Source organism: Shewanella sp. TC10 (genome assembly GCF_009663145.1).
In the GTDB taxonomy this organism is placed as follows: Bacteria; Pseudomonadota; Gammaproteobacteria; order Enterobacterales; family Shewanellaceae; genus Shewanella.
The window spans coordinates 98,895-119,995 of record NZ_VKHR01000004.1; the positions used below are offsets into that span (position 1 = coordinate 98,895).

Below are 21,101 nucleotides of genomic sequence, written 5' to 3' on the forward strand. Positions count from 1 at the left end.
CTGAGTATTTCGTCAATGACACTGAAAAATAGCCTTGTCGCAATCGGTACGGTGAGCTTAATGACACTGCTTAGTGCTTGTTCAAGCTCCTCATCGACTAGCCAAGATGATCGTTATCAGATGAAAAACGACCGTGCACCTAAAAGCGCACCAGATGTCAGTAAAGTTGAAGACGCTCACCCTAAATACGAGCCATATAGCCGCCAAGGCAATAAACGTACTTATACCGTTCGTGGTAAATCTTATACTGTTATGCCAAGCGCAAAAGATTTTAGCCAAAGTGGTTATGCGTCTTGGTACGGATCAAAATTCCATGGCCATTTAACCTCAAATGGTGAAACCTACGACATGTATTCTATGTCTGCGGCGCACAAAACGTTACCCTTGCCTAGCTACGTTAAAGTCACTAACGAAGCCAATAATAAGCAAGTGATAGTACGTGTGAATGACCGCGGCCCTTTCCATGAAGGTCGCATCATAGATTTATCTTACGCCGCCGCTTACAAGCTCGACATGCTCGGAAGTGGTACCGCGAAAGTTAATATTGAAACGATTCACATCGAATCACCAGAGTCGATGGCACTGGATGAGCTCAAAGACGATAGCATTCACATCATTCAAGTGGTCGCTTCTAAAGATCAGGTTCGAATTAATGTGCTCGCAAAAGAGCTTGAAGCTAAGTATCAAGTGCCTGCTACTGTTGAATCGGCTAATGGGTTTTATCGCTTATTACTAGGTCCAATAGGACAAAGTTATTTAGCCAATAAATTGCTGCTGCAAATTAAGCAAGACGGCTATCCACAAAGCTATTTAAGAAAACCTAAAGCGAAATAAACTAAACTATCGTTACTCAGTGCAATATGTCGGCTTCAGTAAATAGTGAGTGTTAAGGAACCTTAATGCCTATTTGTGGTCGACTAATGATATAATTCTATTAATTGTGTCGTTTTACTTTGTAAATCAGCTTAACTAATTATCCACTTTAGTTTTAACACGCTGTAATATAATTAAATATTAATAAACGACACTACTTCTTTCACGACTGACCAGAGATGTGCAAACTCAATGATGAAAATTGTTAACACTCCGCTTAAATCTTTGCTGCTGCTTTCCGCTGTATCTGTATCTTTTTCTTCTCTAGCAGCCAACGCACCCATGGTTATGCCTAATGCGCCAACAGTAGCCGCTAAAGCTTACGTTTTAATGGATTACAACTCAGGCCGTGTTATCGCTGAAAGTAATGCCTATGAATCCCTAAACCCTGCTAGCTTAACTAAAATGATGACCAGTTACGTGATTGGTCATGAAGTTAAAGTGGGCAATATTTCTCTTGAAGATGAAGTGACCATCAGTAAAAAAGCTTGGTCGAAAAACTTCCCAGACTCTTCAAAAATGTTTATCGAAGTTGGCAAAAAAGTTACCGTAGAAGATCTTAACCGCGGCATCATTATCCAATCAGGTAACGACGCTTGTGTTGCAATGGCAGAGCACATTGCAGGCACTGAAGACGGCTTTGTTGATTTAATGAATTCATGGTCAAAGCAACTGGGCATGACCCAAAGTTACTTTGAAAACTCACATGGCTTAGATTCTGACAATCATAAAACCACCGCTTACGACATGGCACTATTAGGCGCTGCCTTAATCCGTGACGTACCTGATGAGTACCGTGTTTACGCGGAAAAATCATTCACCTTTAACGGCATCAAACAATATAACCGTAATGGCTTATTGTGGGATAACAGCCTAAACGTTGACGGTATTAAAACCGGCCATACATCTGGCGCAGGTTATAACCTAGTATCATCAGCCACTAATGATGGCATGCGTTTAATCACAGTTGTAATGGGCACCAACAGCGAATCGGCACGTAAAGCTGAAAGTAAAAAGTTACTGAACTATGGCTTCCGATTCTTTGAAACGATTACCCCATACAAAGCTGGCGATACTTTCGTCACTCAAAAAATCTGGTACGGCGATCGTGAAACTGTTGATTTAGGTGTTGTCACTGACACGCCTATCACCATCAACCGTGGTCAGGCTAAAAACTTAGAAGCCAACTTCGAGTTAACTAAACCGCTAACAGCACCATTAGCAAAAGGTGAAACTGTCGGCCGTATCTTCTTCCAGCTAAACGGAAAAGACATTGCTGAATTCCCACTTGTTACACTTAATGAAGTTAACGAAGGTAGCTGGTTCAGCAAGTTAATGGATTACTTTAAGCAAATGTTTGAAGGTTGGTTCGGTTAATAATTTCAGCAAACTGAAGTATTAAGCGATTTATTTAAAGCCACCTCAGGGTGGCTTTATTGTTTTTAGCGCTTTATTTAGCGGCATTAGCCTTGTATTACAGTATAATTACCCCATATAGAACTGATAGCACATATTACAACTGCAGAGAGCAAACACATGTTAGAAACAAACTTTGGCGAACTAATGGAATTTCCGAATTCTTGCCCATTCAAAGTGATTGGCACAGCCGATGATACCCTAGCGGATCGCATTGTCGCAGTAGCGCAAAAGCTTGCTCCAGGTGACTATGCACCAACTGTAAAAGCCTCAAGCAAAGGGACTTACTACGCGATTTCAATTCGCATTACCGTCACCAGCAAAGAGCATATCGAACAAGTTTATACCGACCTTGCGGCAATTGAAGGCGTAAACCGCGTACTTTAATCATGAGCAAAACGTGATCAAGCTAACACTTTGATGTCATTTTGGTGTTAGGTGCGTATAATAAGCCATCTTTTTTGAGGGGAGAGGTTGCCCTTGCAAACTCAAGCGTTACATATCAGACATCTTGGCCGTCAAGATTACGAATCCGTGTGGCATGCTATGCAGGCTTATACCGATAATCGTGATAGCGACAGCAACGACGAATTGTGGATTGTTGAACACTCGCCCGTATTCACCCAAGGCCAAGCAGGCAAAAGCGAGCATATTCTCAATCCTGGCGATATCCCAGTTATCCAAGTCGACCGTGGCGGGCAAGTGACCTACCACGGACCTGGCCAACTAGTTGTCTATCCACTTATCGACATAAAACGCGGTAAACTCGGCGTCAGACAATTAGTGAACAATATTGAACAAAGTATTGTTGATATGTTGGCAATGTACGATGTGAACGCCTACGCCAAAGCAGATGCCCCTGGGGTATATGTTGATGAGCGTAAAGTTGCCTCGCTAGGGCTTCGTATTCGTAAAGGTTGTTCATTCCACGGCCTAGCACTCAATGTCGATATGGATTTAGCTCCGTTTCAGCGTATTAACCCATGTGGTTATGCGGGAATGGAAATGGTGCAATGCAAAGCGTTAGGCGGCCCACAAACCGTTGAAGATGCTGGCGACAAACTGATTCAAACATTAAGCAAAGTATTGGGCTACCAAGAACTTGTACATCATCAAGGATTAGCAGAATAATATGAATAGGCCTGAAAGATTACAACCTGGTGTAAAACTGCGTGATGCCGAAAAAGTCGCACGTATTCCAGTAAAAGTGGTTCCTTCTGAAAAGGAAACCATGTTACGCAAACCAAACTGGTTACGCGTAAAGCTACCTGCATCAAACCAGCGTATTACTGAGATTAAGTCAGCTTTACGTAAAAACGGTTTGCACTCAGTTTGTGAAGAGGCATCGTGCCCTAACTTAGCTGAATGTTTTAACCACGGTACTGCCACCTTTATGATTTTAGGTGCTATTTGTACTCGTCGTTGTCCTTTCTGTGATGTTGCCCATGGTCGTCCACTTAAACCTGACGCAGCTGAACCTAAAAAGCTTGCCCAAACCATCAAAGACATGAAGCTTAAGTATGTGGTTATTACCTCAGTGGATCGTGATGATTTACGTGACGGTGGTGCACAACACTTTGCTGATTGTATTCGTGAAATCCGTATTTTAAACCCTCACATCAAAATTGAGATTTTAGTCCCAGATTTCCGTGGTCGTATTGATGCAGCTTTAGATATTATTGCTACTGAGCCACCTGATGTTTTCAACCATAACCTTGAGACAGCGCCTAAGCATTACCGTAAAGCGCGTCCGGGTGCTAATTATCAGTGGTCATTAGATTTACTGAAACGCTTTAAAGAGCGTCACCCTGATGTGCCAACAAAATCTGGCTTAATGATGGGCTTAGGTGAAACTAACGAAGAGATTGCTCAAGTACTTCGTGACTTACGCAGCCATGATGTGGAAATGCTAACCTTAGGTCAGTACTTACAACCATCTAAGTTCCATTTGCCGGTTGAACGTTACGTGCCGCCAGCTGAGTTTGATGAATTAAAAGATTTAGCAGACGAACTGGGCTTTACCCATGCTGCTTGTGGTCCTTTAGTTCGCTCAAGTTACCATGCAGACTTACAAGCTCAAGGTAAAGAAGTGAAATAAACTTCCTTACTCATAAAAAAAACGGCGCTTTAAGCGCCGTTTTTATTTGCCTTAAATAATTGATTCAAGTTACAAACCGCTTTCAACCATGGCTTTAATCTCTTTTGCCTTAACAAAATGATCAAGTCGATGAGTCTCAATCCACCATGTTGCGGCTTCCATCAATAGCTCAGGATTGTCATTTTTATTGGCAAAAAAAGCATAAAAAGATAAACCAACATTATCGCCTTTTGCGGCTATTTTCTTATCGCAGACTTGAATAATCTTCGCTCTTAATGAGTCTCTCATTTTTATCCTGTTATTAAATCGGCTCTTACATCGGTAAATGCATTAAATCACTGTTCAAGAAATGGCTAACAAGCTAAGGCATAGCTAACAAGCTAAAACAAAGTCAAAGAGAGTCATAGAAAGCTAAAGAAAATCTAAAGCCTGTAATCCATTAAAATCGCATCCTCACGACCCGACTCTGCAGGGTAATAGCCTGTTCTACGACCAGACTCTACAAAACCCAGTTTTTGATATAAGCCTATTGCCGCTTTATTAGACTGACGCACCTCAAGCATGACAATCACAGCCTCATGCTGTTTTGCGTCGCTAATTATATGATTCAGTAAATGTAAACCTAAGCCTTTACCTTGAGACTGAGGTTTGATGCAAATATCTAACAAGGTCAGCTCATCAACTATTTGTTGCACTATCGCAAAACCAATAAGTTGTTCACCTTCGTAAGCACCAAAAACACGATACAAACGCCCAAAACAGTCTTCTAGATTGGACAAGCTCATAGGATGACTATGAGCTTGATTTTCAACACTAGACATCTCAGCAACGTTTTCAGGGCTAAGAGGCTTAATCACTATAGAATTCGAGAATGAGCTTGTTTCTGACATAATTTTTAAAATAGGTTTCTTAAAATAAAAGCTAACTAAAAGCCAAGCGATTCTTTATCGAAATAAGGATTTAATTAGGCTGCTTTAGCAAGGTGTTGGTATATCTGTTGCCATAATTCGCGCTTAGCTTGATGACCAGTTTCAAGAGCTGCTAATGGTGCAGATACCAGCCAAGCAACTCTAGGGCGCACCTTTAATTTACGCATATCCCACACCACTTGCATTCCTTTGACCATCTCTGTATCAAATTCACAATCGTTCAGATCTACACTCAGTAACCCCAAAACCTCTAGGGCAATGGCATGCTGAGAAATATCAGTATCGGAATCTTGAATAATAAGATAAGGCTTACCTTTGGCATCAGCACTGCGCCAACGAGATACACCCATTGCATCTAAATAAGCTGATTTATCCAAAGTGGTCTCCAAAAATGAGTAAGTGAGGGCATAATTTCTTGAAGCATAGAATAGCAGTTCACTACTCGGTTTGTTACCCAAAAATAAAGCGATTAACGCTTTGAGCGCAATCGCTTTATTTGTAAACGGCTTATCTCTTGTGGCATTAGCCTTATGGCGTTAAGTCAGTGTAAAACTAAATAATCACCGAACAAGATTCTTTAGAGGCTTGAACATCGGCATAGTTACATACTTTATTACGGCCTGTGCTTTTGGCTAGGTACATGGCATTGTCTGCATGACCTGTTAGTGCTTCAACACTGTAACCAGACTGCTCACTGTCCGTTACCCCAAAACTTGCAGTAATAGGGAATGTGTAACCACTTGGGCTACTATCAATGTTTTCAATTGCCTTACGGTAATCCTCAGCAATTTGTATTGCTGTCGCAGCATCGCATTGGGACAGAATAATACAAAACTCTTCTCCACCTAAGCGAGCAAAAATATCGTTTGTACGGCCTATATTCTTACAAGTACGAGCAACATTTTTAAGCACCCAATCACCACATGCATGGCCATAGTTGTCGTTGATAGTTTTAAACTTATCTAAATCAAACAGAATACAGCTGATATTGTCTTGATTAACTTGGCAAGCTGACATCGCATCTTGCGCTGCCGTATTAAAATGGCCACGGTTATAAATTTGGGTTAACGAGTCTATTTGAGCAAGGTGTTTTAATCGTTTTTGGTTTCTGTTCGAGCGAATAGCCGCAATCGCCAACAAACTGATCACCATGATCAGCAAAGCCATAAATAAACGGTTATTTTCAGTTTCACTTTCGGCTAAGCGCTGACTAGCTTGTAATAGTTTGTTTTGTTTATTGAGTAATTCTATTTGGACTTTTTGCTCAACGGCTTTATGTTGCGCTAACTGAAAAGCGAGGTATTTGGTTTTAAGATCGTCAAAGTAAGCTTTGTCAGCTTCAGCAAATTTAATGTAGTAATTCAACGCTTCCTCGAAGTTATTATCAAAAACTGCAATTTGATACAAAACTTCATAAGCTATCATTTCAGCTACTGGATGGGACATATTATCTACTATCGATATAGCTTTTTGGCCATAGAGTTTTGCTTTATCATTCTCTTCGATTTCAAAATAAGCTTGAGATAACAATGAATAAAAATGTGATAAAATTGGTACATAATTAACGTTTTCAAGGTTTGTTAGGTTTTCTAACAACAAATTTATCGCATCTTGTGAATTACCCATATCCAAATGCAAGTTAGCCATAAATGTATATATAGAGCTGAGAATAATTGGCTCATTATTTAATTTACAAATAGTTATAGCATCCAAAAGCTCAGCTGAATTAAACGATAGCTGCTTAAGATAAAATTTAGCCTCGACAACCTGATGTTTAGCTATACAATGATTGCGTCCTTCTAGAAGTAAGTTATCAAGCTTGTTCGCGTAATTTAAGCCAAGTTCATATTGCCCTAATTTGTTATAAAAAAGTGCAGTTGCAGAGATACCAAGCTGGCTCAACTCATCGTCATCAATAAATTTCAAGTTATTTAAATTTTCTTCAACTAGATTTAACCCCTTACTCCATTGCTTAGAGATAGCTAAAGTATTTATCAGGGATACATTCGCTCTAAATTGGATATTTCTAGATTGTCCATGTTTACTTAGTCGCTCCCACACTGCTTGAGCTTCCAAAAAGTTTCCATTAAAAGCAAATTTAAATGCTTTTAAATAATCAAAATATTCATTTTGATTTTGATTGAAATTATTCTTATTTAAGCTTAATTCATCTAACAGTATGTTAAACTCTTTAGGATCACTTGTTCTGAACTTATCAGCTGTTTCCAATAAAGTATTTACGTCATTTTTTTCATTACCCCAAACCGAGGTAATGAAAAAAAGTGGTATTAAAAAAAATATAGTTTTGAACATTAGCACTTTTCGATATTACGCTATTGCTGCAATATCAACTTTATCTTCTGATGGCTTATCAGCCTCACTTTCACTTTCTTCTTCATCTGCAGGCAATAAAATACAAACAACATCAGGACAAATATCCAATGCTTTTTCTAAAGCAACAATATCTCTATTCAACATAGTTTGCTTTAATTGTTCATTTAGGTTCGATTCTGTAATGGCCGTTTCAAACTCGATTGCTGATTCTGTTAAGCCTGATTCTTGTCCAATACGTTCTAATAACTTGATAATACTTGACATCTTGTCTCCTTAAGATTGCTAAAGTGCCGATTTAACGACGTTTTTTAGTTATAATGCAGCAATTCAACTTATGCTAATACACTATTTAATTGCGCGATATCCTACTGCGCTAATTCTTGCTCAATTTCAGCCAAACGTGCTACAAGCTCTTTATTTAGCTGCATTTTTTGGCTTGGTGGAATAACTAGGGTGGTGTGCATATGAATATCAGCAGTCACTAGCTCTGAAAGCGATAAAGTTTCAATGCGAATCTTATCTATTGGAAGTACGGCAGCCTCATATAAAATGACTTGGTGTTCCAAAGGATATTTCTCGGCTAATAACTCAACCAATACTTGTCGATGAGCTGCCCCAGTTGAGAATTTAGACAGCGATTTATCGCCGGCTAAGCCAATTTGCCATAAGATCAGATAACAAGATGGATCATATAGACGTTTATAAAACATAAACTGACTTGTCTCAAATTGCTGGCAGCCAAAACGACCAGGGTCAATACCTAAATCTGCGATTAAACAATCTTCAGCTGAAATACCCGGGACCATCTTTGCTGGAAACCCTTCAGCTTTCGCCATAGCAATAGACTTATGCGGTGCTTGAGCAAATACCCCAGGATGACCATAAAAAGCCCCTGCCACCTTTTTGCCCGCTCTGACTTCAGTCATCATCGCATCAACCATTTCGTTATAGGTTATTTGGCGTGATTTACCCTCTTGATAATACTTTTGTAAACTGCGTACATCTGGATGCATTTCTTGCAACCATAATTCAGTAATACCGTGCGATACAGCAGAAAACACTACATCAGCTTGCTCAATGTAACTTTTACTTATTGGGCATATATGTGCACCCAATGTCATACCAATACCTACGCAAGCTATAGAACCCGACATCTTTAATCTTCTTGATTCATAAACACTAAATTTCTGCTTAAGATAACAGCAATACAATTGTTTTGGAATTGTTGCATGCTATATTAAACTCAAAAGATTGAACTTAAGAAATAGAAAAGCCTAACAGTTCAGACTGACTATCTAGTTTCTTAAAACCGGTTTTAACAATAACTTTAATTGCCGCCTCATTACCTCGACTGCAATAAGTAAACACTTTATTTAAAGCCATAACCGATAATCCAAAATCTATAAATCCCTTAAATGCTTCAACAGCGAACCCTTTTTTTTGAACATTACGGCAAAAAATCATACCTGCTTCTGCGCTATCATTTTCATCAGTGTTATACGTAAAGCTCTGAATACCAATTAATTGATTTGTACTTTTTAAGATTATCAACCAAATATGTTGTTTAGCATCAACAAACGATAAACTTGAGTTTTTTAATGCGTTATCAAACATTAATAAAGCTTTTTCTTTACATAAAGGTTTTGCAATATACTTCATAATTAGGGGATCGGTGTACAAACTTATAAAAAAGTCTTTATCCTTTATTCCAAGTAATCTTGCTTTTAACCTCTCAGTTTCAAACTCATATTCCTGCATGCTATCCCCAGTGCTAACTTTGCTCTGCAAATCGAATCACACCCGTTTCATGGGCAGAGCGATCAAATACCACATAATAATCATTGAGTAATGGTAAACCTAATAAACACTGGTTTGGCCAACCATCAATCTGTCCAAGTACTTTAAAACAAGCCTTGCCTGGTTTTGGACAATTAAGCTGCCAATAATGTTCAGGCTTACAACTGATAGTTATCGCTTTATCAATCACTTCATTTTCTTTGTCAGGACATTCATTGGTGATTTCACCATCAAAAGTGAAGTGCAGTGTCGGCCAATGGCTCAAATCATTGGGGTGATGCCCCGTCATATCACGGCCTTTAAATAGCTCAGTCATATCAATCCCCTCTTCTTGCAAGCGGATATCTTTAAACGGGGTGACTAACTCCACAAACTGTTCTGACACATTACCAAAGCCTTGCAACATAGCTTCGTACAATAAGTTGGTTAGTAAAATCCCTGACACCCCAGTATCAATAATGGCGTTACTTTTATGGGAAGGAATGTATTTTTCTTGCAATGCTGGGGCAGCGACAGACGCTTGGTCGCCGACAGTCATGGAATACAATTTGACGTTGTAATAGCGATTATGAATAACATCAATGGTTTTAAACTTTCCCTGATACAACTCGGTATGCTCTTTACCGCCGCCTAAAATAAGCCAGCCTTTGTTAAGTGGATCGGCTGCTATTTGCTCTTGGGTAAAGTCATCTTTAGCAATATGAATACTTGATCGCTTTGAATGAAAAGCAAAACGGTTATCTGTTAAACCATTATTTTTTAAGCGCGTAAAGTACGGTACGACGGTCTGTTGCGGCTGCTTTTTAAGAAACTTTCGAAAGCGTTTTAAATCTTCGCCGCTAAAGCTATCTTGCTCGTCAGACTCATCACTACTCTTAGTCTCATGATCACTATGCGCAGGACACACTGAGTTAGGCTCAGAAAATGGCCATGGAAATGTCGATGCGGGATTGATTTTATGCTCTTCAATATAGGCAGATAAATCATAACTTTTGTTCAAGCCATAATAAGCAAGACCCAATATTCCATCGGCATCGGCAAAGGTTTTTTGATGTTCTAACGAAGGTACAATTGCTACAGGGCAGCCTTCTAAATCAAGTGGCTCATGAGCGAGGTTAAGATGCGGCACATGGGTTGTCGTATTTTTATCTAGTGAATCTTGCGCTAACAAATCATGTTTAAGCCCATCTTGGCTGACACTCACCTTGGTATGCACTAATGGTCCATCCCAACCGCCTGCACCATAAATCACTTGCTGAGCAAATGGGCCAGGTTGCAGTAGCTGATCATCGTGCGGTCTATAGACCTGCTTTTTAACCACTAAAGTACTGCTGCCAGTATCAACGATTAGATTTGCTGGACGACCTTCACTTCCAAGGTGCATTTGCACACAGTAGCCGCCTTTGGCAAATACATTAACTAGAGGTAATTTTACTGTGCGAGTTTGAGAGCTAACGGTATCAATTGCAGTATCTGTAGCAGTATCAGTCGCACGAGCAACTTCAGCTTTAAGAGCAGAATTTACTGTAGAAGCTAGATTCTGTTTAGCATCTTCAAGATGCTGCTGCATTTGATTATGGTGATGACAGTGGCCTAATAGGTGTTGGTGGTGATCGTCTTCAGATGCTTGAATAGCGGCTTGTTGATTGAGCGCTTGCTCTTCTAATATTGCCTTTTCTTCGGCTAGGGGGGCGCCGTTATTGCATTGCTCACTCATTAAGCTTTTGCTTCCTTGCTATTGATACATTTTCAGCTGTATCGATAGATTTATAGCCATATTAAAATTTACGGCATGTAATTCATTAAGTTATGCCTTTTACTTTAAATTAACATTGTTACAGTTGTCACGAAATAGTTCTGTAAACTGTTATTTTTTATCTTTGATTTTTACCAGTCTACTGTAAATCTATCGAGCCAAATGAACTGAAGCCAAATAAACTGAAAACTGCCGAGAGTTAACATTCAAGCATAAAAAAAGCCTTATCAGTAAGGCTTATTGGCGGTATTCGCAGGCATAAACAAGCGAAAATTTAACCGTGTATTCATAGACCAGTATTAAATTGGATTCTGTTTTCTTTCCATATCGACAAACTCAAAGCCACGCTTTAAAAATTTAAATTCTTCTTGCTCTGGTAACGCATTTACCAAGTCTAGAAACTCGGCAAAAACATGGTCTAATGCTAAGCGGTCTTTATTTTTTAGATGATTAAAAACAAGCGGCCTTAATACCACCGTAAAGGTACCTAAAAAATCTTCAAAGCGTTGCTCTTGAATAACGTTAATATTGTGCTGAATTTCATCAATACATAATGCAGCCAATATCTCGTTCTTATCTCTAAAGTTTTGATAACAACAAGCCCTTGATAAACCGCATTTTCTTGGCACATCAGACATATTGAAGTTGATTAAGCCATGCTCTTTTATTAAATCTTTAGCAGCTTTTAGAAGTCGTTGTTCAGTGGTCATAATTATCTCAATAACGATTATTTAAGCCATTATATAATAGCTGATTTAACATCTGTATAGACTCCAATTTAAAGCACTAGGCTGATTCCACTTTCAGTTGTAAACGAGTCAGTACGTCTTATGGTTAAAATCGAGATTGATCGATTTCTAAAACATAATTAGAAAATTGACTTGATGTCAGGTGAGGCTGAAAATATTGGTGGGTAATTTCATTACGCTTGGCATGGTACATTGCGATATCAGCGTTCTTCATTAATGACTTTCTGTCTTGGCCATCTTTAGGATATTGTGCAATACCAATGCTAGCACCAATCACAATCATATGTCCTGAACAAGGTATATCGACTAGCAAAGCTTGCTCTATGTCTTTGGCAGTTTTAGAAATATTACGCTCTTCAGCATCAGGTATAATAATTGCTATTTCATCACCACCAATACGGGCAGCTAACGCGTCGTTTGGCAATACACTTTCTACCCGTTCAGCCACAATCTGTAAAACTCTATCGCCCTCAGAATGACCGAAAGTATCGTTAATCATTTTAAAGTTATTGATGTCTAACATTAGGCAATAAAAAGACTCAGGCTTTTGAGCTATGGTGTTATCTATGTGGCGATAATATTGCTGGCGATTTGGTAGCCCTGTCAGCATGTCATGATTTGCTTGATGGTTTTTCTCTTGCAGTAGGCTATCCATACTAGCGATAGTTTGCTTACTCAAGCGAGTAACCAAATACACAAACCATCCCCCAGCGAAGAATATCCCCGACACAATGAGTTGAATAAAGTTAATCGCTTGCTGACTGTTTAGCAGTAAAGAAAAGTAACTTAAATAGCTCACAATGAATAATACGATCAACATCATTAATGTCAGCCAGCCTTTACTACTAAATTGGGAATAAGCACATATATGATAGGCAGGTTTTAAAGAAAGGCTGAGTCCTACTAACCCCAAGAGCACTAATATTGATGCAGATAAATCCATTGGCTCTCCACTATACATTCAATAACAAAGCATCGTCATTTTACGTCTGTCAGTTTTTTACTTGAATATCACCTCAGCAACACAGGTGTTTTAATCATTTTTAGTGTAGCAGTTACATGATTATTTGCTTTTTAATAACTCAAACAAAGGCTCTAAATCGTTTATAACGCAGGATTAATCTTTACTCATAAGCGCTCTCGTTTTTCCGCTCAAAACCAGTTAACATAAAATCAACAACAAAAATTAAATATTGTTCAAGCCCAAAAAAACAAAACAATAAGAACATGGAACGATGAAAGTCATGATAAATATCTACCAAAAGCTGCTTATCACTTGTGTTTGTTTAGCGAGTTTCCCTGCACTGAGTCAAAGCCAATTAATCAGTAATATTCACGGCTATACTGTTCAAGATAATCGTCTAGTTCAATTTCGAGCTTTGCAGTTTAATGGCGATACCATCGAAAAAATTTATACTGAACAAGATAATCTGCCCTATAAAACCGAAGCCAATATTAATCATATCGATGGTAAAGGCCGCACTTTATTACCTGGACTCATTGATGCCCACGGCCATGTATTAAGTTACGGTTTAAGCTTAATGCGCGCCCAATTACGTGACAGCGATTCAGAGGAACACGCTGTCAGTTTGGTCGACAAATTTAGGCAACAACAATCCTCTCTTGATTGGGTTCAGGGAAGAGGTTGGAACCAAGTTTTATGGCCTAGTAAGCAATTCCCTACCGCAGCTTCACTTGATAAGGTTTTTCCTAACACTCCGGTATGGCTAGTGCGTATTGATGGTCATGCTGGTTGGGCAAACTCGGCAGCGATGAAAATAGCGGGCGTTAATGCTAGTTCAAAAAGTCCTTCTGGTGGCGAGATCATTCGGGATTCAAATGGCGAGCCTACTGGTGTTTTTATTGATAATGCCATGAGCTTGATTACCAGCAACATCCCTAAGCTTTCTATTGATGAGCAACAAGCAGTATTAGAAACGGCACTAACGTCTTTAGCTCAACTTGGTTTAACTAGCGTTCATGATGCTGGGATCCAATCAGATACGATTGCGGCTTATCAAGCGTTAGATTTACGCAGTAAAATGCCAATTCGTGTTTACGCTATGGTAGATGCTGAAGACCCAAAGTTTGATGAAATCATGGCAGCTGGCCCTTATCGTATCAATACTGATAAGTTGCGCGTCAGTAGCGTAAAAATATCAGCCGATGGCGCATTAGGTAGCCGTGGTGCAGCTTTAATAGAAGATTATAGCGACTTAAAAGGTCACAAAGGCTTATTGTTATATTCTAATAAAACATTAGGCGAAACGATTGAAAAAGCGATGGAAGCTGGTTTTCAAGTTAATACCCATGCCATTGGCGATCATGCAAATCAGATGGTGCTAGACCATTATCAATCGTTAATTGCCACCAGCAAAAGCCGTCATTTGCGCCACCGTATCGAACACGCACAAGTATTGCAGCTCAGTGATATATCACGATTTGCAGAGCTAAATGTCATTGCTTCAATGCAGGCAACCCATGCCACTAGCGATAAAAACATGGCAGTAGACAGAGTTGGGAACGCGCGTATTGAAGGCGCTTATGCATGGCGTAAATTGATCAATGCAGGTGCGGTAATTGCCGCGGGTTCTGACTTCCCTATTGAATCGCCAAACCCGTTTTATGGCTTGCATGCATCTGTGACCAGACAAGATCATGACAATCAGCCGCTTGATGGCTGGTACCGAAAAGAAAGCATGACATTAACCGAGGCTTTAGCCAGCTTTACTAGCCATGCCGCTTTTGCTGCCCACCAAGACAAAGAGATTGGCCAACTTGTACCTGGAATGAAAGCAGACTTTATCTTAGTCGAGTCTGATATTTTTTCGATGCCTGCTGAAGATATTTGGAAAACTAAGGTCAGTGAAACTTGGGTTAATGGTCAACGAGTCTATTGAGTTAAACATTAGCGACTCTTTAATCAGCTATTGATCAGCCTTTAAATCAGCCAAAAACCAAAAGATGGCAACACAGTTACCTATATGAGTCGACAGGCTAAGTCTTATGTCGACTCATCCCTCTCTTGTTTGTCCTTACATGAATCTGTTATTTAAAAACTAAAATATAAGATGAAATAAATAACCCTTTTCCAATTTGCTTACGTTTATAGCAATAACACCGAATCAATTTACCGTTATTGCTGGAGCATTTATGACTCAATTAAACAAAGCTAACCCCCTAAAAAAAACCATCTTAAATACATTAATTGCCTCTGGACTGTTTATTGGTTTTGCCGCTAATAGTGCTATTGCTGCTAATTATGATTTCCCGCACTTAGAAACTGTTGGCACTAGCCAAGTTAATATTGCGCCAGACATGGCTGAAATCTCAGTTCAAGTTAGCTTAAGCAAAGATAATGCTAAAGAGGCTAAGACTGCCGTTGATCAAGCTGTGAGCAAATTTATAAAGCGCTTAAATCAAGCTGGGGTCAACAAACAGGACATTCAAAGTGCCAACCTGCACATTCAACCTCAATATCATTATCCATCAAACCAGCCGAAAGAGTTAACAGGTTACAGCGCGAGCAGACAAATTACAGTGAGTGTTAAGGACTTAACAAAGCTGAACGACATTCTTGATTCCGCCTTGGAAGAAGGCATTAATCGTGTTCAAAACATTGCCCTAAAATCATCTGACGAAACCAAAGCAGTTGAGCAAGCAAGGCAAGCTGCAATAAAAGATGCCAAACAAAAAGCCCAATCTTTAGCCCAAGGTTTTGAACGTGAGTTGGCAGGTGTGTGGGAAATTCGCTATTTAACTCAGCACCCTGTTCAACCAGTCATGATGCGCATGAGTGCTATGCAAAATGATATTGCAGAAAGCTATCAATATGGTGAAGTTAGCGTCCAAGAACGTGTAGAAGTTGTTTATCGTTTAAAGTAGCCAATAAACACATCTAAACAACTAAAAGGGTGGCCTAGCACAAGCGGGCCATCTTGTTTGTTTGCTCTAGTTAACACTATTACAATTTTATTATCTCTTTTGCTTTTTTCTTGTTTCTAATCAAAGTCTCTATTGTCTTGCTGAATAAACTATGGCGCAATTTGGCGGTGAATCTTTCTATAAGCTCTTATCACCACAAAGCGGTCGTATTGTTTTATCCATACTAATTCAGTCAAGAGGACGCTTCATGAAAATCGATTTATCCACTCAAATTGCTGGAGTACAGCTAGACAGTTATTTGATGAATGCCTCTGGCCCTAAATGTACAACTTGGGATGAACTGCAAACCATTGCTCATTCAGCTTCAGCTGCAGTGGTGACAAAATCTTGTACTATTGAACCTCGGGAAGGAAACCCTGAACCTAGATATCAAAACTTACCTTTAGGTTCTATCCAATCTATGGGGTTACCTAACTTAGGTTACAAAGCCTATTTAGAAATGATCCCGCAATTAAAAGCGTTAGGTAAGCCAGTCATTGTCAGCGTTTCAGGTTTCAGTGTTGAAGACAATATTGAAATGGTCAGTGCATTTCAAAACAGTGATGTTGACCTAATTGAGGTTAACTTTTCATGTCCTAACATTCCCGGCAAAGCTCAAGTGGCTTACGACTTTGAGCAAACAGATAAAGCACTTGCGGCCATCACTGCATTAGGCAATAAACCTATTGGGATAAAGCTGGCGCCCTATTTTGACATGTCACACTTTGTGGCTGCGGCAAATGTCATCAAAAAATACCCAGTAAAATTCATCACTTGCATTAACTCTATTGGAAATACTTTGGTGATTGATCCTCATACAGAACAACCTATTATCAAGCCTAAAGGCGGGTTTGGTGGTCTATGTGGCGACTACATAAAGCCGATTGGTCTTGCTAATGTTCGGGCATTTCGTGAGTTACTGGATGATGATGTGCAAATCATTGGTGTTGGCGGCATTAAAACCGGTATAGATGCATTTGAATATTTACTCGCGGGCGCAGATGCGGTGCAAATTGCGACCTGTTTTGAAAAAGAAGGTGAAAGCTGTTTTGAGCGCATTGAAACAGAGCTTGCTGAGTTTATGCAAACTAAAAACTATCAATGTATAGCTGACGCAAAAGGCAAACTAAAGCCGCTATAACCACCTTTAGCAAATCAATTTACAACTAATAGCCAGTTCATTTGTTCTGGCTATTTTTATTGCCATAACTAAAGTTAGAGCCAATAGCTACCACCAACACTCCCCAATTCCTCGCCAATTTATTAGCATTGCCTAAGCTAATTTTTCGCTAAAATTTATTCGTTAAAGCCTGACTAATCTTTAATAAGACTGTTAATATTGATTTAAATTAACAGCTTCACCACTTAAAACCTGATAGTTGGTAAACTTTCAGTAACCTACCATGCAATAAATACAGCGCTTAATGAGCCTTAAGACTCAAACGCCGCAGGCATAACATAATAAATGGATACGACACGTGTTTAAAAAATTACTTGCGATGACCAGTTCAACCCAAATGTTAATAGCCATGTTTGTTGGCTTTGCTGTGGGAATATTTTTTGGTGAATCAGTTGGATGGCTGAGCACGATAGGTAATGGCGTTATCTTATTGATGCAGATGACCGTATTGCCTTATATTGTGGTCTCGCTCATTGGCGGTATTGGTAAACTGCAAAAAAGCACTGCGATATTAATATTCAGTCGTGCTGGATTGATCATGTTAATGCTATGGCTTGTGGGTCTAGTGCTAACAGCTTTAATGCCCCTTTCCTTCCCTTTTGTAGAATCAGCATCGTTTTTTAGTACCAGTATTATTGAGCCGGTAGAGCCCATTAATTATTTCAAACTCTATATCCCCTCAAATCCATTTGAGTCTATGGCAGCAGGCTACGTCCCTGCGATGGTGGTATTTAGTATTGCAATGGGCTTGGCGTTAATTGGGATGGAAGGCGACAACAAAACCCAAGTGCTGTCTTTTATGCACACTATTACTGAAACGTTTTCTCGTATCACTCAAGGTTTAGTCAAAGTATTACCTATTGGTATTTTCGCCATGTCTGCGGCAGCAGCGGGCACCATGGGTGTCGATGAATTTGCCAGTATGCAGGTTTATTTAATCAGTTACTTTGTACTGTGTTTATTACTCACCTTTGTCATTTTGCCTTGGATAGTGTGCTCATTAACCCCTATTACTTATGCACAAACCGTTAGCATTACCAAAGCAAGCTTAGTTACCGCTTTCGCTACGGGTAACATTTTTATCGTTATTCCTGTGATTATCGAAGAGTGTAAGCAAATTATGCGCGAGCATAATAACCTCAGTGAAGATGGCCTAACCCTAATCGAAATCTTAGTTCCAATCGCCTTTACCTTCCCTAACATTGGCAAGTTAACCGTCATTCTGTTTGTCTATTTTGCTGGTTGGTTTAATGGCACGCCTGTCGATCTTAGTGCGATTCCTTCGTTATCTGTCAGTGGGCTGCTGTCTTTGTTCGGCAGTGTTTACGTTGCCATTCCATTTATGCTCGACTTAGTGCATTTACCTTCTGATTTATTCCAGCTATTTGTGATGTCAGGGTTTATTACGGGTAAGTTTAATTCAATTGCTGCGGTGATGAACTTATTCGCCCTCACCTTGCTCACGGTCTGTTTGTTCCAAGGAAGCCTAAAACTGCGTGCACCGCAGCTGATTAAAATGTCAGGCGGCTTGCTCGTCAGCACAGTGGCGACCATTTTAGTCTGTCGCATTGGGATGGGAGTGTTTATTACCAGCCCAGAAATAACCAGCGGCGTGATTGCCAATATGAAAGTGGCAGATAAAGTCCCGACTAAGGTGATCCGTCAATTTCCTGAAGTCGGTAAAACGCCGAATCAACCTATTGCTGACGTACAAAGTATTCGTAAACGTGGAATACTGAAAGTAGGCTATATCCCAAGTAATGTCCCATTTAGTTACTATAACAATGCAGGTCAATTGGTTGGGTTTGATTCTGCAATGGCCACAAAACTGGCTGAAGACTTAGGTGTCGAGATAGAGTTCATTCCCTTTCATAAAGATAAGCTCGCTGTGTCACTGCAAGCAGGATTTTTTGATGTGGCCATGTCTGGGCTTTCAATGGATATCAAACAAATGGATCGCCTAAGTTATAGTGATCCTGTGCTTGAACTTAATATTGCCATTGCGACAAAGGATCACCGCGTCAATAGCTTTAAGAGTAATGAGTCAGTGATGGCAATGGAAAATGTCACCGTAGCTTACGTTGAGCATGACGACAAAATCAAAGAAGCTAAGCAACAATTACCTCACATTAAATTTGTCAAAATTGAAGGTTACAAAGACTTCTTTAGACAGAAGAAAGATAAATATGACGCGGTTGTCATCAGCGCCGAAGCGGGGTCCGCTTGGACCCTATTCTTCCCAGGTTATGGCATTGCCATACTCGAAGGAAAAAATCGTTACCCTGTGGCTTACGCCGTTGCTCAATCAAATCAGTCACTACTGAACTACATCAATAACTGGCAGAAGCTGCGCAAAGTCGATGGTCATCAACAAGAGTTTTATGACTATTGGATGCTGGGTAAAGGCGCCACCACACCTCAACCTCGCTGGTCAATCATTCGAGACGTTCTTCATTGGGTTGATTAGTCGTATTTAGCCATTCATGACTTGATAGCCCACCGATTTAAAAAGCCTAATAAAATCAATTTTATTAGGTTTTTTTCTGGCTAATTTTTTATGCCTTATATTCCCGTTTATTACCACACCATAAATTGTCATAAAGCCCGTTTACAGTACAAGATTATGGTTTTTGGCAGATCTCGCCTATTTTTATTATTCTGATTTTAAAATTAGACTAATTGATAGAAAGCAAAAGATTGCAAAATTCATAAAGTTAACCTAAAAATAACTAGTTAAGCTCATCAAATATTAGCTCAAGTACAGCAATTAACTTAAGTACAGCAATTAACTTAAGTACAGCAATAACTGCTTATGTTTAGCACTCAAATTAGTAAGGATACTAGTTACGAATGATGAATAAGTTACGTGTAGGGATAGTTTGCCACCCAAGCATTGGTGGTTCAGGGTTAGTGGCAACTCAATTAGGCATTGGACTAGCGAGATTAGGCCATGAAGTGCATTTTATTGCCCATAAACGACCATTCAAGTTATTAAATGACCACGAAAACGTCTTCTTTCACCAAGTTGATGAAGTGAACTACCCATTATTTGAAGGGCCATTACATACCTATTCGTTAACGGCAAAAATTGTAGAGGTCGTTGAACAAGCCAAATTAGATTTAGTGCATGCGCACTATTCAATCCCTCATTCTCTTTGTGCATTTTTAGCCAGTAACATCTGCAATTATTCTTTCCCGATCATTACGACTATTCACGGCACAGATGTCACCATTGTTGGACAAGACGATGCGATTAAACGTCTCAATACTTTTAGCATGAATCAAAGCACGCTGATCACAACCGTCTCTCATTTTCAGCGACAATATATCCAACAAGAGTTTGAGGTGAACCAACCAATTAATGTGGTTCATAACTTTATCGATACTGATGACTTCACGCCCAAATTAGTCGATAGCGCATTACGCCAAACTCTTGCTGCCGATGACGAAAAAATCTTAATGCACGTCTCTAATTTCAGAGCGCTAAAAAACACTCAAACTGTTGTAAACGCCTTTAGTCAGCTAAGTAGTGATACTAAAGCCAAGCTAGTTTTAGTTGGCAGTGGCCCTGATATCGACAAAATTAGAAGCCAGTGCCAGCAACTTAATATTCTCGATAAGGTAACGTTTACAGGCTCGGTTAAGAATGTCGAACGTTTCATCGCAAATGCTGATTGTTTAATCCAACCCAGTTATCGAGAGTCATTTTGCATGGTAATTCTAGAAGCAATGGCTTGTGGCGTTCCGACGGTGAGTAGCAATGTAGATGGCATTCCAGAAGTCGTTGATGAAGGCACAACTGGCTTTATGTTCCCGCCAGAAGATGCTGCCAATATGGCTTTGGCGATTAATAAGATTTTTGCCGATAGCCATTATCAACATCAACTGGGCCAAGCTGGTAGAGAGCGTGCTATGAATCACTTCAACACTGAGACAAAGATTAGTCAGTATGTTGATTGCTATCATCAAACACTTGCTATCCATGGTCACAGCGCTACAGCTTGTTAGCTCAAAACTTATTTAGCTAAGCTTAATAAGCAAAAAC

The 21,101-nt window shown here is 39.6% G+C and carries 20 protein-coding genes; 10 read left to right on the forward strand and 10 right to left on the reverse strand.

The window, feature by feature from the left end:
- Window positions 1–15: 15 nt before the first annotated feature.
- The 5 genes from FNZ24_RS02430 to lipA all read left to right on the forward strand — a co-directional run bounded on the left by FNZ24_RS02430 (window position 16) and on the right by lipA (window position 4,387).
- Window positions 16–834, forward strand: a complete 819-nt coding sequence (locus FNZ24_RS02430; RefSeq protein WP_153912862.1) for a septal ring lytic transglycosylase RlpA family protein — start codon at window positions 16–18, stop codon at window positions 832–834.
- 234 nt (window positions 835–1,068) lie between these two features.
- Window positions 1,069–2,250 carry a serine hydrolase gene (locus FNZ24_RS02435; RefSeq protein WP_416384807.1) on the forward strand — a complete coding sequence of 394 codons (1,182 nt, stop codon included), beginning with the start codon at window positions 1,069–1,071 and terminating at the stop codon, window positions 2,248–2,250.
- Window positions 2,251–2,409: 159 nt separating this feature from the next.
- Entirely contained in the window at window positions 2,410–2,676 is a 267-nt protein-coding gene (gene ybeD / locus FNZ24_RS02440; RefSeq protein WP_153912821.1) for a DUF493 family protein YbeD, read from the forward strand.
- Window positions 2,677–2,769: 93 nt separating this feature from the next.
- Window positions 2,770–3,420 carry a lipoyl(octanoyl) transferase LipB gene (gene lipB, locus FNZ24_RS02445; protein ID WP_153912822.1) on the forward strand — a complete coding sequence of 217 codons (651 nt, stop codon included), beginning with the start codon at window positions 2,770–2,772 and terminating at the stop codon, window positions 3,418–3,420.
- Between the two features lies 1 nt (window position 3,421).
- Entirely contained in the window at window positions 3,422–4,387 is a 966-nt protein-coding gene (gene lipA / locus FNZ24_RS02450) for a lipoyl synthase (RefSeq protein ID WP_153912823.1), read from the forward strand.
- A 69-nt stretch (window positions 4,388–4,456) separates the two neighbouring features.
- On the opposite strand, the gene FNZ24_RS02455 is transcribed toward lipA, so the two are convergent.
- The 10 genes from FNZ24_RS02455 to FNZ24_RS02500 all read right to left on the reverse strand — a co-directional run bounded on the left by FNZ24_RS02455 (window position 4,457) and on the right by FNZ24_RS02500 (window position 12,895).
- Window positions 4,457–4,675 carry a DUF6500 family protein gene (locus tag FNZ24_RS02455; protein ID WP_153912824.1) on the reverse strand — a complete coding sequence of 73 codons (219 nt, stop codon included), beginning with the start codon at window positions 4,673–4,675 and terminating at the stop codon, window positions 4,457–4,459.
- 134 nt (window positions 4,676–4,809) lie between these two features.
- Window positions 4,810–5,277, reverse strand: a complete 468-nt coding sequence (rimI, locus tag FNZ24_RS02460) for a ribosomal protein S18-alanine N-acetyltransferase (protein ID WP_153912825.1) — start codon at window positions 5,275–5,277, stop codon at window positions 4,810–4,812.
- Window positions 5,278–5,351: 74 nt separating this feature from the next.
- Window positions 5,352–5,693 carry a hypothetical protein gene (locus FNZ24_RS02465; RefSeq protein ID WP_153912826.1) on the reverse strand — a complete coding sequence of 114 codons (342 nt, stop codon included), beginning with the start codon at window positions 5,691–5,693 and terminating at the stop codon, window positions 5,352–5,354.
- A gap of 175 nt (window positions 5,694–5,868) precedes the next feature.
- Window positions 5,869–7,392 carry a GGDEF domain-containing protein gene (locus FNZ24_RS02470; protein WP_194944979.1) on the reverse strand — a complete coding sequence of 508 codons (1,524 nt, stop codon included), beginning with the start codon at window positions 7,390–7,392 and terminating at the stop codon, window positions 5,869–5,871.
- Window positions 7,393–7,644: 252 nt separating this feature from the next.
- Window positions 7,645–7,914, reverse strand: a complete 270-nt coding sequence (locus tag FNZ24_RS02475) for a hypothetical protein (protein ID WP_153912828.1) — start codon at window positions 7,912–7,914, stop codon at window positions 7,645–7,647.
- Between the two features lie 101 nt (window positions 7,915–8,015).
- Complete coding sequence (locus FNZ24_RS02480; RefSeq protein WP_153912829.1) at window positions 8,016–8,804, reverse strand: SAM-dependent methyltransferase; 789 nt, start codon at window positions 8,802–8,804, stop codon at window positions 8,016–8,018.
- A gap of 103 nt (window positions 8,805–8,907) precedes the next feature.
- Window positions 8,908–9,408: a GNAT family N-acetyltransferase gene (locus FNZ24_RS02485; RefSeq protein WP_153912830.1), complete on the reverse strand. Its 501-nt coding sequence runs from the start codon at window positions 9,406–9,408 to the stop codon at window positions 8,908–8,910.
- A 13-nt stretch (window positions 9,409–9,421) separates the two neighbouring features.
- Window positions 9,422–11,164, reverse strand: a complete 1,743-nt coding sequence (locus FNZ24_RS02490; RefSeq protein ID WP_153912831.1) for a pepsin-like aspartic protease — start codon at window positions 11,162–11,164, stop codon at window positions 9,422–9,424.
- 338 nt (window positions 11,165–11,502) lie between these two features.
- A complete protein-coding gene (locus FNZ24_RS02495) occupies window positions 11,503–11,913 on the reverse strand; it encodes a TetR/AcrR family transcriptional regulator (RefSeq protein WP_153912832.1) in 411 nt (136 codons plus the stop codon).
- Window positions 11,914–12,037: 124 nt separating this feature from the next.
- Window positions 12,038–12,895 carry a GGDEF domain-containing protein gene (locus FNZ24_RS02500; protein ID WP_153912833.1) on the reverse strand — a complete coding sequence of 286 codons (858 nt, stop codon included), beginning with the start codon at window positions 12,893–12,895 and terminating at the stop codon, window positions 12,038–12,040.
- Window positions 12,896–13,196: 301 nt separating this feature from the next.
- Between FNZ24_RS02500 and FNZ24_RS02505 the strand changes: the two genes are divergently transcribed.
- The 5 genes from FNZ24_RS02505 (at window position 13,197) to bshA (ending at window position 21,064) form a co-directional block, all read left to right on the forward strand.
- Complete coding sequence (locus FNZ24_RS02505; protein WP_153912834.1) at window positions 13,197–14,852, forward strand: amidohydrolase; 1,656 nt, start codon at window positions 13,197–13,199, stop codon at window positions 14,850–14,852.
- A 253-nt stretch (window positions 14,853–15,105) separates the two neighbouring features.
- On the forward strand, window positions 15,106–15,837 hold the full coding sequence (locus tag FNZ24_RS02510) for an oxidative stress defense protein (protein WP_153912835.1): 732 nt from the start codon (window positions 15,106–15,108) through the stop codon (window positions 15,835–15,837).
- Window positions 15,838–16,084: 247 nt separating this feature from the next.
- Entirely contained in the window at window positions 16,085–17,017 is a 933-nt protein-coding gene (locus tag FNZ24_RS02515; RefSeq protein WP_153912836.1) for a dihydroorotate oxidase, read from the forward strand.
- A 337-nt stretch (window positions 17,018–17,354) separates the two neighbouring features.
- Window positions 17,355–19,523, forward strand: coding sequence for a cation:dicarboxylate symporter family transporter (locus FNZ24_RS02520; RefSeq protein ID WP_153912837.1), 2,169 nt, complete (start codon window positions 17,355–17,357; stop codon window positions 19,521–19,523).
- A 383-nt stretch (window positions 19,524–19,906) separates the two neighbouring features.
- Complete coding sequence (bshA, locus tag FNZ24_RS02525; protein ID WP_228768351.1) at window positions 19,907–21,064, forward strand: N-acetyl-alpha-D-glucosaminyl L-malate synthase BshA; 1,158 nt, start codon at window positions 19,907–19,909, stop codon at window positions 21,062–21,064.
- The last annotated feature ends 37 nt before the right edge of the window (window positions 21,065–21,101 follow it).